At 58.6% G+C, this 16,694-nt stretch carries 18 protein-coding genes and 2 tRNA genes; 8 read left to right on the plus strand and 12 right to left on the minus strand.

Annotation, left to right across the window (positions count from 1 at the left end; all coding sequences use genetic code 11):
• Nucleotides 1-150: PA2817 family protein (locus B3187_RS17540; protein WP_414673681.1), on the plus strand; the 150-nt coding region annotated here is incomplete at its 5' end.
• A 522-nt stretch (nt 151-672) separates the two neighbouring features.
• Here the strand turns inward: B3187_RS17540 and B3187_RS05735 are convergent.
• Nucleotides 673-748, minus strand: a tRNA-Gly gene (locus tag B3187_RS05735).
• Nucleotides 749-762: 14 nt separating this feature from the next.
• A tRNA-Glu gene (locus B3187_RS05740) sits at nt 763-838 on the minus strand.
• Between the two features lie 230 nt (nt 839-1,068).
• Between B3187_RS05740 and B3187_RS05745 the strand changes: the two genes are divergently transcribed.
• A complete protein-coding gene (locus B3187_RS05745; RefSeq protein WP_286805053.1) occupies nt 1,069-1,851 on the plus strand; it encodes a hypothetical protein in 783 nt (260 codons plus the stop codon).
• Nucleotides 1,852-1,873: 22 nt separating this feature from the next.
• Here the strand turns inward: B3187_RS05745 and msrB are convergent, their stop codons facing one another.
• A complete protein-coding gene (gene msrB, locus B3187_RS05750; protein ID WP_286805054.1) occupies nt 1,874-2,272 on the minus strand; it encodes a peptide-methionine (R)-S-oxide reductase MsrB in 399 nt (132 codons plus the stop codon).
• Between the two features lie 112 nt (nt 2,273-2,384).
• On the opposite strand from msrB, the gene B3187_RS05755 reads away from it, so the two are divergent.
• Together B3187_RS05755 and B3187_RS05760 are read left to right on the plus strand one after the other, a co-directional pair.
• Nucleotides 2,385-3,599 carry a pyridoxal phosphate-dependent aminotransferase gene (locus B3187_RS05755; RefSeq protein WP_024460649.1) on the plus strand — a complete coding sequence of 405 codons (1,215 nt, stop codon included), beginning with the start codon at nt 2,385-2,387 and terminating at the stop codon, nt 3,597-3,599.
• 24 nt (nt 3,600-3,623) lie between these two features.
• Nucleotides 3,624-4,115: a hypothetical protein gene (locus tag B3187_RS05760; protein ID WP_286805057.1), complete on the plus strand. Its 492-nt coding sequence runs from the start codon at nt 3,624-3,626 to the stop codon at nt 4,113-4,115.
• A gap of 167 nt (nt 4,116-4,282) precedes the next feature.
• On the opposite strand, the gene B3187_RS05765 is transcribed toward B3187_RS05760, so the two are convergent.
• The 3 genes from B3187_RS05765 to B3187_RS05775 all read right to left on the minus strand — a co-directional run bounded on the left by B3187_RS05765 (nt 4,283) and on the right by B3187_RS05775 (nt 7,238).
• Nucleotides 4,283-5,404, minus strand: coding sequence for a 4-phosphoerythronate dehydrogenase (locus tag B3187_RS05765; RefSeq protein ID WP_286805058.1), 1,122 nt, complete (start codon nt 5,402-5,404; stop codon nt 4,283-4,285).
• Nucleotides 5,405-5,775: 371 nt separating this feature from the next.
• Nucleotides 5,776-6,678, minus strand: coding sequence for a 5'-3' exonuclease (locus B3187_RS05770; RefSeq protein ID WP_286805059.1), 903 nt, complete (start codon nt 6,676-6,678; stop codon nt 5,776-5,778).
• Nucleotides 6,675-7,238, minus strand: a complete 564-nt coding sequence (locus tag B3187_RS05775) for an elongation factor P hydroxylase (protein ID WP_286805061.1) — start codon at nt 7,236-7,238, stop codon at nt 6,675-6,677. The genes B3187_RS05770 and B3187_RS05775 overlap by 4 nt, the downstream gene beginning before the upstream one ends.
• Before the next feature lie 205 nt (nt 7,239-7,443).
• Here B3187_RS05775 and B3187_RS05780 point away from each other — a divergent pair, with 205 nt between their 5' ends.
• Entirely contained in the window at nt 7,444-8,142 is a 699-nt protein-coding gene (locus B3187_RS05780) for a hypothetical protein (RefSeq protein ID WP_024460654.1), read from the plus strand.
• A 64-nt stretch (nt 8,143-8,206) separates the two neighbouring features.
• Here the strand turns inward: B3187_RS05780 and tusA are convergent, their stop codons facing one another.
• Nucleotides 8,207-8,461 (minus strand): sulfurtransferase TusA, encoded by a 255-nt coding sequence (gene tusA, locus B3187_RS05785; RefSeq protein WP_123637754.1) that lies wholly within the window; start codon nt 8,459-8,461, stop codon nt 8,207-8,209.
• 150 nt (nt 8,462-8,611) lie between these two features.
• Here tusA and B3187_RS05790 point away from each other — a divergent pair, with 150 nt between their 5' ends.
• Both B3187_RS05790 and B3187_RS05795 read left to right on the plus strand, forming a co-directional pair.
• Nucleotides 8,612-8,992 carry a hypothetical protein gene (locus B3187_RS05790; protein WP_123637755.1) on the plus strand — a complete coding sequence of 127 codons (381 nt, stop codon included), beginning with the start codon at nt 8,612-8,614 and terminating at the stop codon, nt 8,990-8,992.
• 77 nt (nt 8,993-9,069) lie between these two features.
• Nucleotides 9,070-9,360 (plus strand): antibiotic biosynthesis monooxygenase family protein, encoded by a 291-nt coding sequence (locus tag B3187_RS05795; protein WP_123637756.1) that lies wholly within the window; start codon nt 9,070-9,072, stop codon nt 9,358-9,360.
• A 12-nt stretch (nt 9,361-9,372) separates the two neighbouring features.
• Here the strand turns inward: B3187_RS05795 and rlmM are convergent, their stop codons facing one another.
• From rlmM to B3187_RS05810, 3 genes are read right to left on the minus strand one after another with little or no spacing between them, the layout of a single operon-like run.
• On the minus strand, nt 9,373-10,428 hold the full coding sequence (gene rlmM, locus B3187_RS05800; RefSeq protein ID WP_123637757.1) for a 23S rRNA (cytidine(2498)-2'-O)-methyltransferase RlmM: 1,056 nt from the start codon (nt 10,426-10,428) through the stop codon (nt 9,373-9,375).
• On the minus strand, nt 10,425-11,060 hold the full coding sequence (locus B3187_RS05805; RefSeq protein ID WP_286805063.1) for an alpha/beta family hydrolase: 636 nt from the start codon (nt 11,058-11,060) through the stop codon (nt 10,425-10,427). The genes rlmM and B3187_RS05805 overlap by 4 nt, the downstream gene beginning before the upstream one ends.
• Nucleotides 11,053-11,283: a YheU family protein gene (locus B3187_RS05810; RefSeq protein WP_286805064.1), complete on the minus strand. Its 231-nt coding sequence runs from the start codon at nt 11,281-11,283 to the stop codon at nt 11,053-11,055. Before B3187_RS05810 ends, B3187_RS05805 begins: the two co-directional genes overlap by 8 nt.
• Before the next feature lie 71 nt (nt 11,284-11,354).
• On the opposite strand from B3187_RS05810, the gene B3187_RS05815 reads away from it, so the two are divergent.
• Nucleotides 11,355-11,879 (plus strand): glycine cleavage system protein R, encoded by a 525-nt coding sequence (locus tag B3187_RS05815; protein ID WP_024460661.1) that lies wholly within the window; start codon nt 11,355-11,357, stop codon nt 11,877-11,879.
• Between the two features lie 264 nt (nt 11,880-12,143).
• On the opposite strand, the gene B3187_RS05820 is transcribed toward B3187_RS05815, so the two are convergent.
• Together B3187_RS05820 and B3187_RS05825 are read right to left on the minus strand one after the other, a co-directional pair.
• Complete coding sequence (locus tag B3187_RS05820; protein WP_286805117.1) at nt 12,144-16,292, minus strand: DUF6701 domain-containing protein; 4,149 nt, start codon at nt 16,290-16,292, stop codon at nt 12,144-12,146.
• On the minus strand, nt 16,292-16,693 hold the full coding sequence (locus B3187_RS05825; protein ID WP_286805067.1) for a hypothetical protein: 402 nt from the start codon (nt 16,691-16,693) through the stop codon (nt 16,292-16,294). Before B3187_RS05825 ends, B3187_RS05820 begins: the two co-directional genes overlap by 1 nt.
• Between the last annotated feature and the right edge of the window lies 1 nt (nt 16,694).

Below are 16,694 nucleotides of genomic sequence, written 5' to 3' on the forward strand. Positions count from 1 at the left end.
TGGTACTTCGGCGGCGACTGCCTGCATTACATGCCGGATGAAGAGATCGCCAAGTACCAGCTTCTGGACGAACGCCGCCACGAAGCCATTGCCGAGGGCCGGGAGTTCTCCTATGAGCACGAACGGGCCAAGGTGTTTGGCCTGCATTAGTCGGCCAGGGTGCCAGCGGGCACGGGAAGCCGCGTAGTTTAGCAGATTCGGATGTAACCGTCTTTTTAACGAGGGCGGTCGCCCGGCGGTTTGTGTCGGGTTACGCGCTGGGCGCTAACCCGACCTACGGGGTCTACGGGATCAACCCGACACACGGGGTAGCAACTCAGTGACGGCGGGTGCGGCCTTTGGCCTTACCCGCCCTACGCAAACCGTGAACGCCGCGGAATTTGGCGCCATGTAGGGCACGCCGGTGGAATTTGGCACATTGGAGCGGGACCAAAGCGCCGGGAGCGCTTTGGCACGGCGAAGCCGCCCGCAGGGGCCGTCCGCAGGACAACATAATGCGCCGAGTGACAAACCGGCAGGAAGCCGGTTTGCACAGCCGAAGGCTGCCCGAAGGGGCTGTCCGCAGGACAGCACAATGTGGCTCGTGAAACGAGACTCGTTTCCCGGGCGGATTCCTGTGCCCAACGGCCAGACACAAAAAAAGCCGACCGAAGTCAGCTTTCTTTGAAGATTTGGAGCGGGAAACGAGACTCGAACTCGCGACCCCAACCTTGGCAAGGTTGTGCTCTACCAACTGAGCTATTCCCGCCACATTGCGTAAAATGGCGTCCCCTAGGGGACTCGAACCCCTGTTACCGCCGTGAAAGGGCGGTGTCCTAGGCCTCTAGACGAAGGGGACCCGGACCTCCCTGAGCGCTGTATGCCGTGGCATTACCCTCAGAAAGTGGAGCGCATTCTAGGGAGCGGACCGGCACCTGTCAACACTTTTTTCGAATTATTCGACCGGGAAAACAACCACTTAGCGACGCCCCTCTTTCAGCCCTCCCGATCATTAGTGCTATACTGCCGTTTTTACGCCAAATTCCCCATTCGACCCGATAAACTTCGAATCAATAACAGCGGCGGCCTATGTCCTCTTTAATAATTGCCAGCATTATTTTCGCCTTGCTCATTGTGCTGGTGGGGTACGCCTTCATTGCCCAGACGCTGGAAAAACGCAAAAAACGACGCCAACGCCTACTGACTGCCCTCAAGCATCGTCAGCGCAATTTCAAATACATGGTTTCCGGGTTCCCCGAGGGCCTACTGACCAAAGACCTGACCCTGATCATTTATCGCGCCCTGCTCGATGCCTGCGAACAACTCAGCCGCCTGGAACCTCGGGAGCCGGGGCACATGGAGGACTTCACCTTCTACTCCGGCGAGCTCGAAGCGCTCAAACACCGCACCCCGTCCGAGCGCCCTCGTCCGGCCTCCGCTGAGCAAGCCGTCGAGATCAAGCGGCTTCTACAGGAGCTGTACCGCTTTATTGCCCACCAGACCGAACGCGGCAATATCGGTCAGGCTCAGGGACAAACCTATAAGGACCAGGTCAAGCGCCTGGCGCTGCTGGTCTCCGTGGATGCCCATGCGGTCTCCGCCCGACAGGCCCAGGCCGCCGGTAAACCCAGGTTGGCCATCCACTACTATAACCTTGCGCGCAAGATGCTGACCCAGGAAAAAGGCGGACAGGGCTTCCAGAAGCAACTGGCCCAGATCAACGGCATCATCAAGAAGCTGGAAAGTCAGTTGGAACAACAATCCGACGCCGGCGCCTCGCCCACCAAAGAAGGCCCCGCGCCGGAAGAAAAGAAAGAGTGGGAAGAGTTCGAACAGGAAAGCGACTGGAAAAAGAAACAGCTGTACGATTGATCCGCCCCTGCCCCATTTCAGATTATTGCCCCTCATCTAGCTTGATGGAGGCCGAATTGATGCAGTAGCGCAAACCCGTGGGCGCCGGGCCATCGGGGAACACGTGCCCCAAGTGACTCCCGCAGTTCTTACACATTACCTCGGTACGACGCATGCCGTGGCTGCCATCAAAAGCCTCCTCGATCACCTCTTCGGTTTTGGGCGCGTAGAAACTCGGCCAACCGCAATGGGCGTCAAATTTGGTATCTGAATCGAATAACGGCTCACCGCAAGCGCGACACCGATAGGTACCCTCCGTGAACACATCCCAGTACTCACCGGTAAACGGGGGCTCAGTGCCTTTTTCCCGACAGATTCTATATTGCTCCGGCGACAACTGCTCACGCCACTCGGCTTCGCTACGATTTTTCAGGTCACTCATGAAGACTGCTCCTTGACAGGGGCTGGGAAGAGACGGGATGATTCAGTCATAGTACGGTCTAAACCACCGTAGAGTTTACTTTTCACCCGCCCCCATGGACAAGATACTGTAGATGCGCACCGTCAATAAATCCACCAAGCTCGAAGGGGTCTGCTACGACATTCGCGGCCCGGTTCTCGAGCACGCCAACCGGCTGGAAGAAGAAGGCCACCGAATCCTCAAGCTGAACATCGGCAACCCGGCACCGTTCGGCTTTGCCGCGCCCGATGAAATCATCCAGGACGTCATCTACAACCTGCCCAATGCGGAAGGTTACACCGAATCCCGCGGGCTGTTCGCCGCGCGCAAGGCGATCATGCAGGAAAGCCAGCGGCTGGACATTCCCAACATCGATATCGACGACATTTTCCTGGGCAACGGCGTCAGCGAATTGATCGTGATGGCCATGCAGGCGTTGCTCAACAATGGTGATGAGGTACTCGTACCGGCCCCCGATTACCCGCTGTGGACCGCCGCCGTCAACCTGGCCGGTGGCAAAGCCGTGCACTACCTGTGCGATGAACAGTCCGACTGGTTCCCGGACGTCGCCGATATCGCCAGCAAGATTACCGACCGAACTCGCGGCATAGTGGTAATCAACCCCAACAACCCTACCGGGGCGGTGTACAGCCAGGACGTACTCGAGCAGATTGTGCAGCTCGCCCGGGAGCACAACCTGATCATTTACGCCGATGAAATCTACAGCAAGATTCTGTACGACGACGCCGAGTTCGTACCCTTGGCACGTTTGGCTCAGGATGTCTTGTGTGTGAGTTTTAACGGCCTGTCCAAATGTTATCGCCTGGCCGGTTTCCGCTCCGGCTGGATGACCGTCAGCGGTGCAAAGCACAAGGCCAAAGGGTATATCGAGGGCCTGGAGATGCTGTCCTCCATGCGCCTGTGCGCCAATGTGCCTGCCATGTACGCTGTGCAGACCGCACTGGGTGGCTACCAGAGCATCAACGAATTGATCATTCCGGGCGGGCGCCTGCGGGATCAGCGCGATGCGGCCATGAAGGCCATTGACGAAATTCCCGGTATGAGCTGCGTCAAGCCCAAGGGCGCGCTCTACCTGTTCCCGAAGCTGGACCTGAACCGCTACAAGATCAAGGACGACCAGCAGATGGTGCTGGACTTCCTGATTCAGGAGAAGGTGCTACTGGTTCAAGGCACGGCATTCAACTGGCCGGACCGGGACCACCTGCGCATTGTGTTCCTGCCCCGGGAGGACGATCTGACCAAGGCCATTCAGCGCCTGGGCCGATTTCTGGAACATTATTCTCAGTAGCACTCAGGGAAGGCAGCAGACGTTATGGCGGATATTCACATCGCGGACTTCTACAAAGATGCGGCGCGGATTCTGGTTCAGCTGTACAACCAGTTCCCTCGCCCGACCATGCTGTTTGTGGAAGACATTGCCGGGCCAGATACGCCGGATGAGTTTGGCCTGCACAGCCCACGCCACCAGAGCTGCCTGTCCACCATGCTCTGGCTGGCCCAGACCGGCTACCTGCGTTACGAAACGCTGGTGCGCCAGGAAGCCATTGATCAGGCGGTGTTGACCCAGCGAGGCTTCACCCTTTTGGCGAGCCCCCTGCCGGTACACGATGTGGTGGGCTTTGAGGCCCTGCCCCACGACTCGGACGCGCCCGACTCAGATACCAACCCCAGCGATGGTGTGCAGGCCGCGGCCCGCGCCGACAATGGGGTACAGTTATTGCGGGATGTGCTCAAGCACGGCTCGTCGACGGCGATTGAGCAGGTGATGCTGGAGTTGTTTCGGCAGTCGCGGCATCATCCGTAATGCGTTTTACGGCGGATGCGGCACGGTCGTCGTCGGTTACGGCGGATGCGCGCTTCGCGCTTATGCCGCCCTACATCTGGCTCCATAGCTTGCGTAGGGAGGATCGGTCCGACGCCTCGGAGCGAAGCGCATCCGCCGCAACCCAAGCTCGGTACCACAGGGGTCCCCTACTTGAAACCGAGCTCGTTCAACCGCGCTCGCGCCTCATCTGATGCCTCCGACACCCGATAATTATTGAACTCCCGCCGCTTGGGATACTGCTTGCGCAGCTGATCAAACCCCTTGGCGAAATCCGCCTCACCACGCTCCGCCCGGTCCGCCAACGCCCGCAGGCGCTGGTCATCCTCGGCGATGGCGTACACTTGGGGAATCAGCGTTTTCAACGCCGACCAGACATCACCTCCCGCCAGCGTCCGCTCCGGGTCCGCCACCGCCGGACGCAAGGCATCCAACACTTTATCCGGCGCGCGGCCCAAGTGACGGCAAAGGGCCTCGTAAATCATGAAAGTGCCCTGCATCTTGCCGTCGTAGCTGTACCCGGCAATATGGGGGCTACCCAGCTCGACCCGTGCCAACAAGGGGCGGGAGATATCCGGCTCCGGCTCCCATACATCCAGCACCACCCGCAGGTCCGCTCCGGCCTCCAGGTGGGCAAGCAGCGCCTGATTGTCGATGACTGCACCCCGGCCAGCATTGAGCAGCACCGCCCCCGGGCGCAGTTGCTTGAGCTCTTCGGTGCCAATAAGGTGAAAACTCGGGTGTGAACCGGACCGGGTCAAGGGGGTGTGCATGCACACCACATCACTTTCGAACACGGTCTCTAGCGAGGTCAGGTCGGGAATCTGTTCAGTGGAGAGAAACGGGTCGTACACTCGACACTCCACCCCCTGGGCTTTCAGGCGCTGGTAAAGCCTCCCGCCGACATTACCGCACCCGATAATGCCAACGCGCTTGCCGAGCCAGTCAACATCCAGGTGCGCCAGCGCCGCATAGACGTACTCAACCACGGAGTTGGCATTACACCCGGGCGCGCTGGACCAGGTGATACCCTGCCGCTCCAGGTAGTCGATATCGAGGTGATCGACGCCAATGGTGCAAGTGCCCACAAACCGCACGGGGGTGTTGTGGAGCAGGGTTTCGTTGACTTGGGTAACCGAACGCACAAGCAGCGCGTCGGCACCTTGCAGGTCGGCATTGGTCATATCCCGCCCGGGCAGGCGAACAACCTCCCCCATTTCCCCAAAGCATTCATTGACCAGGGGGATGTTTTCATCAGCTACGATTCGCATTCAATAATCCAGTTGTTTGTTGATCACCAATATTGGGCGGTATCTGGCACTTCGGATTGTACCGCTGCGGTTGGGCATACCCCTGTGAGACACGCCGTGAATACATCCATGTAGGCTCATTACCCGCCGTCCAGGCGGGTAATGGTCTCACAGGGGTATGCCCAACCTCCGCCGTAGCGAGAGTTGACTTTGGTGGAGATAGCGACCTTTAAAAACGCACTATCTCCAGCGCCCGTGCAGTTAACTCCTACCCTCCCGCAGCACAACTATGCGAAGTACCAAAACCACCTAAATCCGGTCCCCAGTAAAACAATGCAGAGTACCCATAAACGGCGGGTGCGCTTCGCTTACCCGCCCTACGCGGAGTTTGGTCAGAAATCTTCGAGTACCCGTCGAGCCCGAGCCAGAAACCCTTCCCCAAAGCCCATTTCGTCGGCGAATTCCTCCATTGCCCACCAATCGACCGGCCCGAAGGTCAGATCTGAGAGCGTAACGTCTAACGGCAGATCGTCCACAATTTTGGCCAACTGGCGGGAAATCTCCACCTGCTCCCAGTTCGCCTCCAACTTCGCCGCCAGAGACTTCGCCCCCCGGATGGGCAAGGTTGCGACGGTCTCCCGGTTCGCCCACAGCTCATCCAGATTACCAAAATGAGCCAACAGCGCGCTCGCTGTCTTGGGGCCTACCCCCGGAACACCCGGGATATCGTCGATACTGTCCCCCACCAACGCCAAGTAATCCACCAACTGATCCGGCCGGACGCCGAGTTTTCGTTCAACATCCGGCGCGTAAGATCGCTGATCCGCCCCGTGGTCCCACAGATAATCCTGGGGCCGACACAACAGCTGGCCAAGGTCCTTGTCCCGGGTCAGGATTGCCAGTGGCCGGGGGCTGGCGCGCATGGTTCGGGCCAGGGAGCCGATCAGATCATCCGCCTCGTGGGTCTGGCTGGCGAAGCTGGCGATCCCCAGAATTTCGCCAAAACGTCGGCAGGCGGCCAACTGAAACGCCAGGGCCTCATCCGGGTGGGCCCGGCTGGCTTTGTAGTCCGGGTAGAGGTCGTTGCGGAAGCACTGACCCAGGCTCTCGTCGTAACAGGCGGCGAGGTGGGTCGGGCGGGTCTGTTCGATCAGCCGCATCAGAAAGGTGCTGTAGCCGTACACGGCACCCGTGCCGTAACCGTGCTCCCGGCTCGACCAGTTGTCGGGCAGGGAGAAATAATACCGGAAAATGTAGATTGAAGCGTCAACCAGGCAGATCGGGGACGGCGTCATGCCACATCCTCCCAGGCAAACCGGGTTTCAACCAACAGGGACTCGACATTCTCGGCGGTGCCATAGAAGGCGACCAATGCCGCCAGAAAGGCATGGACCCGGCGGCTGACGCCCTCCCGGCAGAAACGCTGCACCTGCTGATGAATCGCGCGCTTGAACGAATCGCTCGGGCCGAGCCCCGCCGCCAGGTTGTCGGCGCTGGGACGAAAACGCCAGCCCGCCGCTCGGGAGAACAACCACTCCAGGGCCTGGGGGCGCACCTCCACCCGCTCGAACTCCGCCTGCTGGGCCTCCGTACGGCCATCCGGCGCGTACCAATAGCCATAATCCTCTTTCAGACGGCGTGCCGGACCGGCGACACACCAGTGCGCCACCTCGTGCAGCGCGCTGGCGTAGTAATTGCGCGTAAACCAGATGCGGTGCGGCTCGCCGGGGGCGTACAGGGGCTCCTCGGCACCGCCACAGAGGCGCGTGGCGTGGCTTTCACTGAAGGTCTGGTCGAACAGCTGAATCAAATCTCGGCAATCGTGCCGGCTGGTGTCGCCAACATCGGTCAACATGCAACTCCTCAGGCACACTCGGGCCTGCAGGCTCTGGTGTGCGGAAAGATTTTTACTACTAGGTGTTGTGCTTTCGGGTTATAACCTATACTTTAGTGACAGATGGTTATGAAAAAGGCTCGAGCTGTGCTCGGGAACCAGTCTTTCACCATCGGTGTCTCCTGGGCTAGCGTCGTTAGCCCCAGCCTCAGCCGGGAGGTGTATTATGAAGACCTCACAGTCGCGCCACAACACGGAAAATGTGGTTGATCTCTTCACAGGAAAGTCTCTCTCCGAGCTGCACGATCAGCGCTTTGTCCGCCTGGCCCCGGAATTGGACGGCCTGGAAATGCTGTATTCCAACGATACCAGCGACGATCGTCTGTTCAGCCTGAAAATCCTGTGCTGGGGTCTGCGCGCCAATGGCGAGGTGGTGGGTCTGGTGCCCTGGCTCAATGATATCGTGGCTTGCCCGGACATCTGCGACCCGCTCAACGGCCAGTGGGAAGGGTATTACGATCCGGGCATTGATGATGTCTTCTTCGACGCCCCCATCCACAAGGTGGTCGAACTGGAAACGGCGGCGGAGTATTACGAGCTCCAATGTGAGAACGACGACGATGTCGTTCAGGAGTTGCCGGATACCATTGGCACCCACGCAGTGCTCGCCACCGAAGAAACCAACAAACTGAACCTGGTTGAAGTCATCAGCTGGCGTCTGCAGCATGACGGCAGCATTTACGGCATGCTCACCGACATGAACAAGATCGTGAGCACCCCGGTCCTGCCGGGCGATGCCTGCCTGTATCCGGCCCAGCAGAGCGATCAATTCCGGTACTTTTTCCAGCACCAGATCGCCAACAAGATCAAGGCGGAAGATCCGGAGGCTTTGGCGGCAATTTCGTTGTTGGTTGATGGGTATTGATTCAAGACGACTTGAGTGGATCTTGTCGGGTTACGCGCTGGCGCGCTAACCCGACCTACCTGAGTCAGCCACTCTTGCGGATGTAATACCGGTACTCTTCCCCTTCGCTTTCTTCCAGCACCAACTCGTGCCCGAGAAACAGACAGAACTTGGGCACGTCCCGCTCCGTGGATGGATCGGTGGCAATCATCTCGATCACCTCACCCGCCGCGACCTCACGCACCGCCCGATGCAACAACATGACCGGTTCCGGGCATACCAGGCCCCGGGCGTCCAACGCTTTGTGAATGGTCCCCGGACGTTCTTTGTGATCAGACATCGACCCTTCCCGTTATCATCAAGACGAAATTTTCGGCTTTTGCCGGTAAAGCACATACTTCGTTGCTAGACTTGAAGTAGGAGATCCGCCCGCAGGAGCGAAGCGCTGTTTCAGCGAACCGAGGCGTCGAGTTTTACAGGGGTAGTCTTTATGCCGTCACCCAATCGCCATACTGCACATAGTGCTTTAACGCCCACTGCTCTGGCCATCACCTCTCATCTACTGCGCCATGATAACCCGAATCTTGCGCAAGCCATACAGCAGGCGTTGAGGTCTCTCCCCTCAGCGCCGGCCCCAACCACCGCAGAAATCACCAGCGCCGCACTCAATCGCCAATTGCTCAGCAACCTCCACGCGCAAACGGTTGGAGAAATACTCGCAGCGCTGACGGCTCTGGGGCAACAGGCGTTGCACGACCATCAACGCCACCCCGAGCGCGTCGCGTTATTGCATGAGCTGCTGGATGAATGGGTCGCGCTGGCGGAGTGGATTCTGCAGCGCAACGAAAGTCCGCCCAGCCAGTGGCATTGACGCGCGCTTTGCATTCCCGGGCGCGGGCGCTAGAATAGCGCTTTTAACGCCTTTATTTTCATTAGCCGGAATCATTCATGATCTACGTGCTCGTTGAACGCCACATTGCCGACGGAATGGAAAGTACCTACGAAATGGCCGCGCGCAAAGCGCTCAAATCCGCTTATCAGGCCGAAGGATTTCTCAGCGGTGAAACCCTGCGGGACTTGCAGCGGCCCAACCACCACTACCTGCTGTCCAAGTGGCGCTCCCTGCACGACTGGAAACGCTGGTATTACAGCGACGAGCGTCACGAGGTCATGAACCAGCTAAATCCGACGCTCGCGGACTTTGAAAAAATCACCTTGCTGGACAAGAATCCCGTCTAGCAAGGCGCACAATCAGCGCAACCGCATGATGTGGCCGGTCACTTCTTCGCGGTCGTGATACAGCTGCTTGAACGCCAGCGCCACATCCAGCCCCGCCGCTTCACACTGCTGCTCGATTCGCTCCCGCAAGCGCGCCACTTCGGCATAGCGCTGCTTCATGGGCAGCTTCAGATTGAATACCGCCTCCCGACACCAACCCTGGCTGACCCAGAGCGCAATCATATTCGCCACCCGTGCCGGCTTGTCGGCAATATCACAGACCAGCCAATCCACCGACTTTTTCGGCTGATAGACAAAACCGTCTTCCCGATGATGAGTGACTTGGCCGGACTCCATCAGTGACTCCGCCATGGGGCCATTGTCCACCGCATCGACAAACATGCCCCGGCGCACCAATTGCCAGGTCCAGCCCCCCGGCGCCGCCCCGAGATCCACCGCTCTAAGCCCGCCGGCGAGGCGAACATCCCACTCGTACTCTGGGATGAAGTGATGCCAGGCTTCTTCCAATTTCAACGTGGCCCGGCTCGGGGCCTCTCTGGGCTGACGCAGGCGGGGAATTCCCATGGGCCAGGCGGCGCGGTTGTCCACCGGGCTGACGCCGAGGTACATACACTGGCCGGACAGTACCAGCAGATGCCAGTGCCAACGGCTCTTGGGGTCCACCAGGCGCTGCTTTTTCAGGGCGGCCATCAAGGGTGAGGTCAGCTTTTTACCGAGCGTCGACAGCTCTTTACCCTCATTGGTATCGGGTGTTTCCACTACCAGGGAGCGGGCGGCGGGAAGCGCCTGGGCCGCTTCCACCAGCGGCCCGACCCGATCCCCCGGGGGCAGGTTGGCCAGCGGCGCAGTGGTCACGAACCACTGCCGGGCAAACACCAGATCCATAAAATGCAGTTGCCCCACCAGCCTCTGCGCACCGTCGGGCTCATGGGTCACGTAGATCACATAGGCCTGCCCTTCGCGGGTTTTGATAAACCCGTACACACCGGCGGCGGTCGCCAGCTCCTGGATTTCTGCCGCGCACTCTTTTTCAAAACCGGGCCGACAGTGTAAAAACAGATGGTTCACGGGCGATCTCCCCAGTGTTGATCGATCCAGTCGACGATACCTTCGATCGCCGACTGCCAATGTTGTTGCTGACGGAACCCGGACTTCACTCGCGGTTTGAAGTCGTGGTCACCATCGTCCAGCCAGAGCCAGTTCAGGGTCGCCGGTAGATCATAAGCCCGGACCTCGTCCCGATTACCCAGCGCATCGCGAGTACCCTGCACTATCAGGGTCGTTACCTGAACCGCCTGTAAGGGCCCCAGACGGGTCTTGTCCGGCTTACCCACCGGATGAAAGGGGTAGCCCAGGCAAACCAGCCCCGAGACCCCGGGCTCATGCGCCACCAGGCTGGCCATCCGTCCTCCCAAGGACTTGCCGCCCACCAGTAGGGGAAGCGCCGTTGCTTGCGCCGACGCAATAGCCATTCGCCAGCTTTCCAACAGTTCGGGCTGTCGGTTGGGCGGTTTTTTTTTGCCCGCGGTCCGCCGCTCGGCCATATAGGGAAACTCAAACCGCCAGACGTCAACGCCCCGGGCACAGAGCCCCTCGGCCATGGCGTTCATGAAGTCACTGTCCATGGGCGCGCCCGCCCCGTGGGCCAGCAGCAAGCGGGCCGACGGGTTCGGCGGGGTATTTTTCAGCCAATCAGTCATCCCCGAGCTCCCGGGCATCCCGCTCCGGAAGCAGGCTGACGGTTTCGGTGGCGGGGTCGAACACGATCACCACATCGCCCCGCTCAATCTGGGCTTGTACCTGCTGTACCTTTCGCTCCAGGCTGGTTTCCTCCCAGCCGTAGTCGGTGCCCTCACGCGTGATGAACTCTTCAATAAGGCCTCGCAGGGCGTCGGCGGATACTTGCTGATGGGGAATGATCATGGCTTCACAATGACTTTTTTCCGGGGTTGCGCCACAATGGTGGCATAACAACTCTGAAGTGGATGACAACGATGCAACACTATTTGATTTTGACGCTGATCAGTGACGACAAGCCGGGCATTGTGGAGCGACTGGCGCAGATTATCCAGCAGCACGAGGGCAATTGGCTGGAAAGTCGCCTATCGCACCTGGCCGGCAAGTTTGCGGGTATTGTACAGGTTGCGGTGCCCGAAGCGCAGCGCGAACCCTTGACCGCCGCCCTGCAGGCGCTGGGCGGACAGGGGCTGAAGCTGGTGGTGGAATCCGCACAAGCCACCGAGCGCGCGCCCTTCCGCGCCTTCCGCTTTACCGTGGCGGGGCCGGATCGAGCCGGTATCGTGTTGGAAATCGCCCAGGCGTTCGCCGAGCGCAGCATCAATATGGGCGAGTTGGAAACCGATTATTCCAGTATGCCCTGGTCCGGCGAGCCACTGTTTCAGGCCAACGGAGTAATTGAGGTTCCGGAGTCGGTGGATATGGACGAGCTACACGATGATCTGGATTCCATTGCGGATCAGTTGGCGATTGATATCCGTCTGGAAGAGGACCAACCGTAGGATACCCATGTAGTATCACTTACAAAGCCTTATCGGTGCATTCGTCACGCTCCGGTATCAGCGAGGAACACCTATTGCAGACCCGCCGTGAACCCATCCTTGGGGGCTTCTCGTCGGCATCCATGCCTCCGAGAGTCTGCAATAGGTGTTCCTCGCTGATACCTCGGTGCCACATTTGAACTTCAGCACCCGTAGGGTGGATCGGTCCGACGTCTCGGAGCGCGAAGCGCGTCATCCACCGAAAACCTTAAAGCTCAGCACGCCCTACTCCAGAACCTCTCGCCAATAAATGATTCGATCGTGCCCCCGGTAAGAACCAAAACCGATGTTCGCCGGCGGCATCTGAATATCGTTCAGAAAATCACCGTCCTGATTCCAGTCGAAGCGCAGCCAAGGGCGGTTGGTCAGGTCAAGCTCGATATCGAACGAACCGGTATTGCCCTCCCCCGGTGCGGTGAAGTAGTGATCGGAATCACTGCTACTGAAGTTGACCCCCACCCCGTCGAGACTGGCGTATTGACCCGTGGTGCTGCCGCCGCCAACAGGAACCGTGCGGTTACTGTCGTCCACCAGATTGCCGGTCGGCTGATAGGTTATCGCTTCCCGGGGGATGCGGGTGCAGCTGTCATCGACGTTGCGGACAAATTCTGAACCGTTCCAGTATTCGGTATAAAAAGGCACTGGCAGGTCAACGACTTCGGGGCCAAAGGCATCATTCAAACGGAGCCGGCCAAAGCGCAGGTTGAGCGGATCACCCAGAGCGACTGCGCTGCAGTTTCCCGCTGCTGCGCAGTCACCGCTGGTGTTGGCATTCATGTCCAGGTCTACCATTGGACGGCCATCCAGTGAATCCATCAGGGTCAAACCCCATTGCAAGTCCGCCCTGGGACCATCCGGGAGTGTATTGGATGCTCTTAGAAAAGCGGCGCTAGAATCAGTTACTGTAAGTACCCCGCCGCTCCAGCCGGCCTCGTTCTCCGCCTGAACCCTCCCGCTTAATTCGCTGCCATTGGCGGCGTCATCGTTTTCGGCGACGTAGCCAGGGTTCGCGGTGCCCGCATACGCCAGAGTGGTATCGTCGTAGTTGCTTACCACAGCGCCATTCAGGTTGCGGGCACTGACGGTATAGGACAGGTCGATCGCAGCCTGATGCATATAGCTGAAGGATCCGCAGGCATCGCTGACGGTGCTTCCATTCAGCGTATAGTCGTATGGATAAAACCGGCCCACGGGATCACTTTCGGTCACTTCCACCAAGTCGCCCACACCGAGATAATCGTCACCGACCAAGCGGGGTTCCAGAGTAATGGTGCCCACATTATCCCAGCTCACCCCATCGCCAAGCGCTACGCCGTTATCTTCGCGAGTCAGACTCCCTGCACCGCCCAGGTTTCCGAGGCTGCCGCCCGAGGGGTAAACCAATTCACTCAGTTCAAGACGGACGCTCTGTGCTGGCGATTCATTGCCGAAGTTGGGAGTCAGTGCGCCATTGCTATTCCGGGCTTCGACCCGCACTGAGAACGGCTCTCCCGACGCCACGAAACCAGCTCCGGACCCCGTACCGCCGGGATTGGATTGCCCCGCAGCGCCCTGCACGTCGGTCACGACCAAGGTGTGGGGTTTGACGATAAAGCGATTACTCTGACCGACCAGGTCCACCGCCGGTTGCTCGCCCTCTTCTGGCAAACTCAACTGTGCCCAGAGGCGAATATCACCCACGTCGGAGTACTCCAGCGGAATGTCCGCGTAGCCTTCGTCATCAAAGCCGAGAGAGACGGGCGAGTAGGCCGGACCTGCACCGGCATTGTTCGCCTGAATGAAGGTTGATGCCAGGCTAAGGGTTTGGCCCGCACGGCAACTGCCGGGGTTGATACACTCATAGCCCAGCTGCACCGTACGGGTCTGGTTGTCCACTCGCGCCTCGCAGGAGCCGGTTTCATCATCGGTGCGCACCGCACGAATGACCGGATTGAGGTCTTCGGTGCCGGCCACCTGATTGGGCAGAGGCCCACCGGAGCGATCCCCGTAAAACACCAGCCCGGTATCAGCAAAGTTCACCGGGCCGGAGCTGCCGGAAGCTGTGCCATCGGTCACCGACAACCCCACCTCAGCCGGGCTGAGTTGACGCAGAAAGGCGGTAAAGTTGTTCTCCGAGCCTGAAAAAACATAAGTGCCATCACCAACCCAGGCAGTATCTCCCGAATCCGGCACCGGATCGGCCAGCAAGTCCACTACTGTGCCCGCGGCGGGCACAACCGCATTGCCAGCGCTGTCCCTGGCGGTAATCACTACCGGTAAGGCTTCACAGGTCACACCGTTATTGGCGTGCACCAGGGTGTAGGAGTCGACTCGGTTACCGGGGCAATGATAGAGACCGGTGGCGGTGCCATTTGCGTTACCGATAGGAATCGGCACAAAGCCGCTCGTAGCGCCAGGCGCGTCCCAGCGCAGCCGGATTTCAGAATCGATAAATTCCTCGAAATATTCCAGCTCAATATCGTAGCTCTGCCCTGCTTCCAGGTTCACAACACCACTGGTATCGTTGGTTGCTGGCTGAGGAGCCCACTCATCGATGACCAGATCACCGTCTACGCGAAGGCGAACACCATCATCAGACCGGGTCTGAAAACGATAGCCGCCTGTTTGCGTGATGTGTAACCGTCCGCTCCAGCGTACCGAGAACTCATCGTCGCCCACCCCGGCTACCCCAGGACCGCCCAGTCCCCAATCGAAGTCCACCGGGCCATCAACGCGGGTGCCCTCAGGTGCGCCCGCCAGATTCATGTTGTTATAGAACTCGCCAAAGAGCCCAGGCACCGGCGTTCCGGTCGGACAAATACTCTGGCTGCAAGGGTGTCTGGCCTGAAAAATCGCCTGCACTTCAGACTCTGTCAGCACTCCTTCGTAAATACGGACCTCATCAAGCTGCGCTTGAAGATAATTTAACGCCACGCTACTGCTGGTGTTTTCTACTCGACCAATGCTCGAGAAGCCGTTGCCAATAATGCCTGTTCCGGTGGTTCCTCTGCTGTCCAACGCGCCATTGATGAAAATCTGATACTCACCACTTTCGTGATTTCGCGTAAGCGCCACATGTGTCCAGTTTCCTGTACTCACCTGAGCATTCGAAACCGTTGTGTTATTATTTCCCACCGTCAAGCCAATCCGCCCCTGCGGATTCAACCAACCCCAGAAAATATCGTCGGCGCCCCCGTTCTCCTCTATACCAGCCACAGCCGGGGAGGACCAGGCCGTCGAGTTGCCGGTTTGTGTGGTTTTAATCCAGAACGCCATGCTGGCGGTGCGATTGAGGGTTCCGGATAAACCCGGCACACTCAGATAATCATCTACTCCATCAAACTCCCCATATCCGCAAGTACCCGGATCGCCTGAAAGCGCCGGAGCAACATCGGCCGTATCAGCGCCGTTTTGCGCTGTCGCGTTATTGCCATTGCCACTGCTGTCGATCACCTCACCTGCGGTACCGCTCCAACCAGCTTCGTCCATCCGCCAATCCGCGATTAAGGTCGCAGGAGTGCCACCCGTAGGATCGCAAAACGGCGTATAGTCCAGGTCAGGTGCTATGGCACTTGGATAACTGACGATAGTCTCTTGAGCAAGCTGTACCTCTTCCGCAGATAAGGCCCCGTTAATAACCACTTGATATTCGGTTGTTATTAGCCCATCAGCATATAAAAATCCTGTGATGGCGGAGAACTGTCTGACAGTGATCGAACCCTTTGCGTAGATAAAAAGCTGTCCTGGACTGAACCCAGACGTAACCATGTCATAACCAAGTACAACATCACCGTCGACAAATATCCGGACCGGGTCCGAGTTTCCACCTTGCTTGGTAACCTCGGTTTCCTGACCAAGCGTCATATCACCAGTAATCCAATAATCCCCGGACCGAAAGCGGACTTCGGATTGATAACCAGTGGACAAGGCTCGCATTCGATATTCACCACCTTCACTGTTGAAGGTAGCTCTCACCCGTTGGGGAACGGTTATATTTACATACTGACCAGCATTAATGTTCGTATTGCCCCCTGAAGCCGTGACAGAGCCCGAGCTACCGTTGCTTTGAAGAACAGCAACGGAGCTCGGGGTACTCGGATAACCCGTTGCCTGGCACGTACCCGAGTCGCAAATAGCTTGCCCCGGCGAGGACTGCTGTATCAGTTCTGGTGTAGAGATAAGACCACCGCCACCGTTAATTTCAGCCTGGTAACCTGCATTGACACTCCCAGTTGAAGAGTGACTTTGAACTCCGTTAGTGAATACCGCGTCACAGGCGACGGACCAGGCCAGCGGAGAGAACAGCAAACTCCCAATGAAAAGAAGAAAGCGTGCTAAGACGCACGAAAATTGGAAACAGGCGAACCGAGTGTTGAAACTGAAGAAGCGTCCCATCAAAACCTCGCCTGAACCGTCAGAGAGCGCACTGCTCGCGTGGGACCACTGCCGCATTGACTGCTGGCGGAAAGGTTGTACAAGCCCGGCTCCGCCAGCTCACACTGAACTTGTGCCGTGCACAGGTTAAGACCGTTGATACCGGAGAAGTCGATACTGGTATTCAGTGAAGCGCAGCGATTATCAACCGGGGGGCGAGCGTTGGCATTGGGGTAGAACAATTCACTCAGGCCCCGCTGAACCGCGCTTTCTGCTGCGTACAGCGCCTGCACGGTAACCACCTCCTGAACACTGGCAATACCGCTTTGGCTTGTAGTACGCCATAACGCCAGGGAGGCGAAGCCCATCACGACGATAATAAACAGCGCAACCGGCAACAGAAAGCCGTCCTGCTTCCGCATA

The organism is Marinimicrobium sp. UBA4209, from assembly GCF_002381585.1.
Taxonomy (GTDB): domain Bacteria; phylum Pseudomonadota; class Gammaproteobacteria; order Pseudomonadales; family Cellvibrionaceae; genus Marinimicrobium; species Marinimicrobium koreense.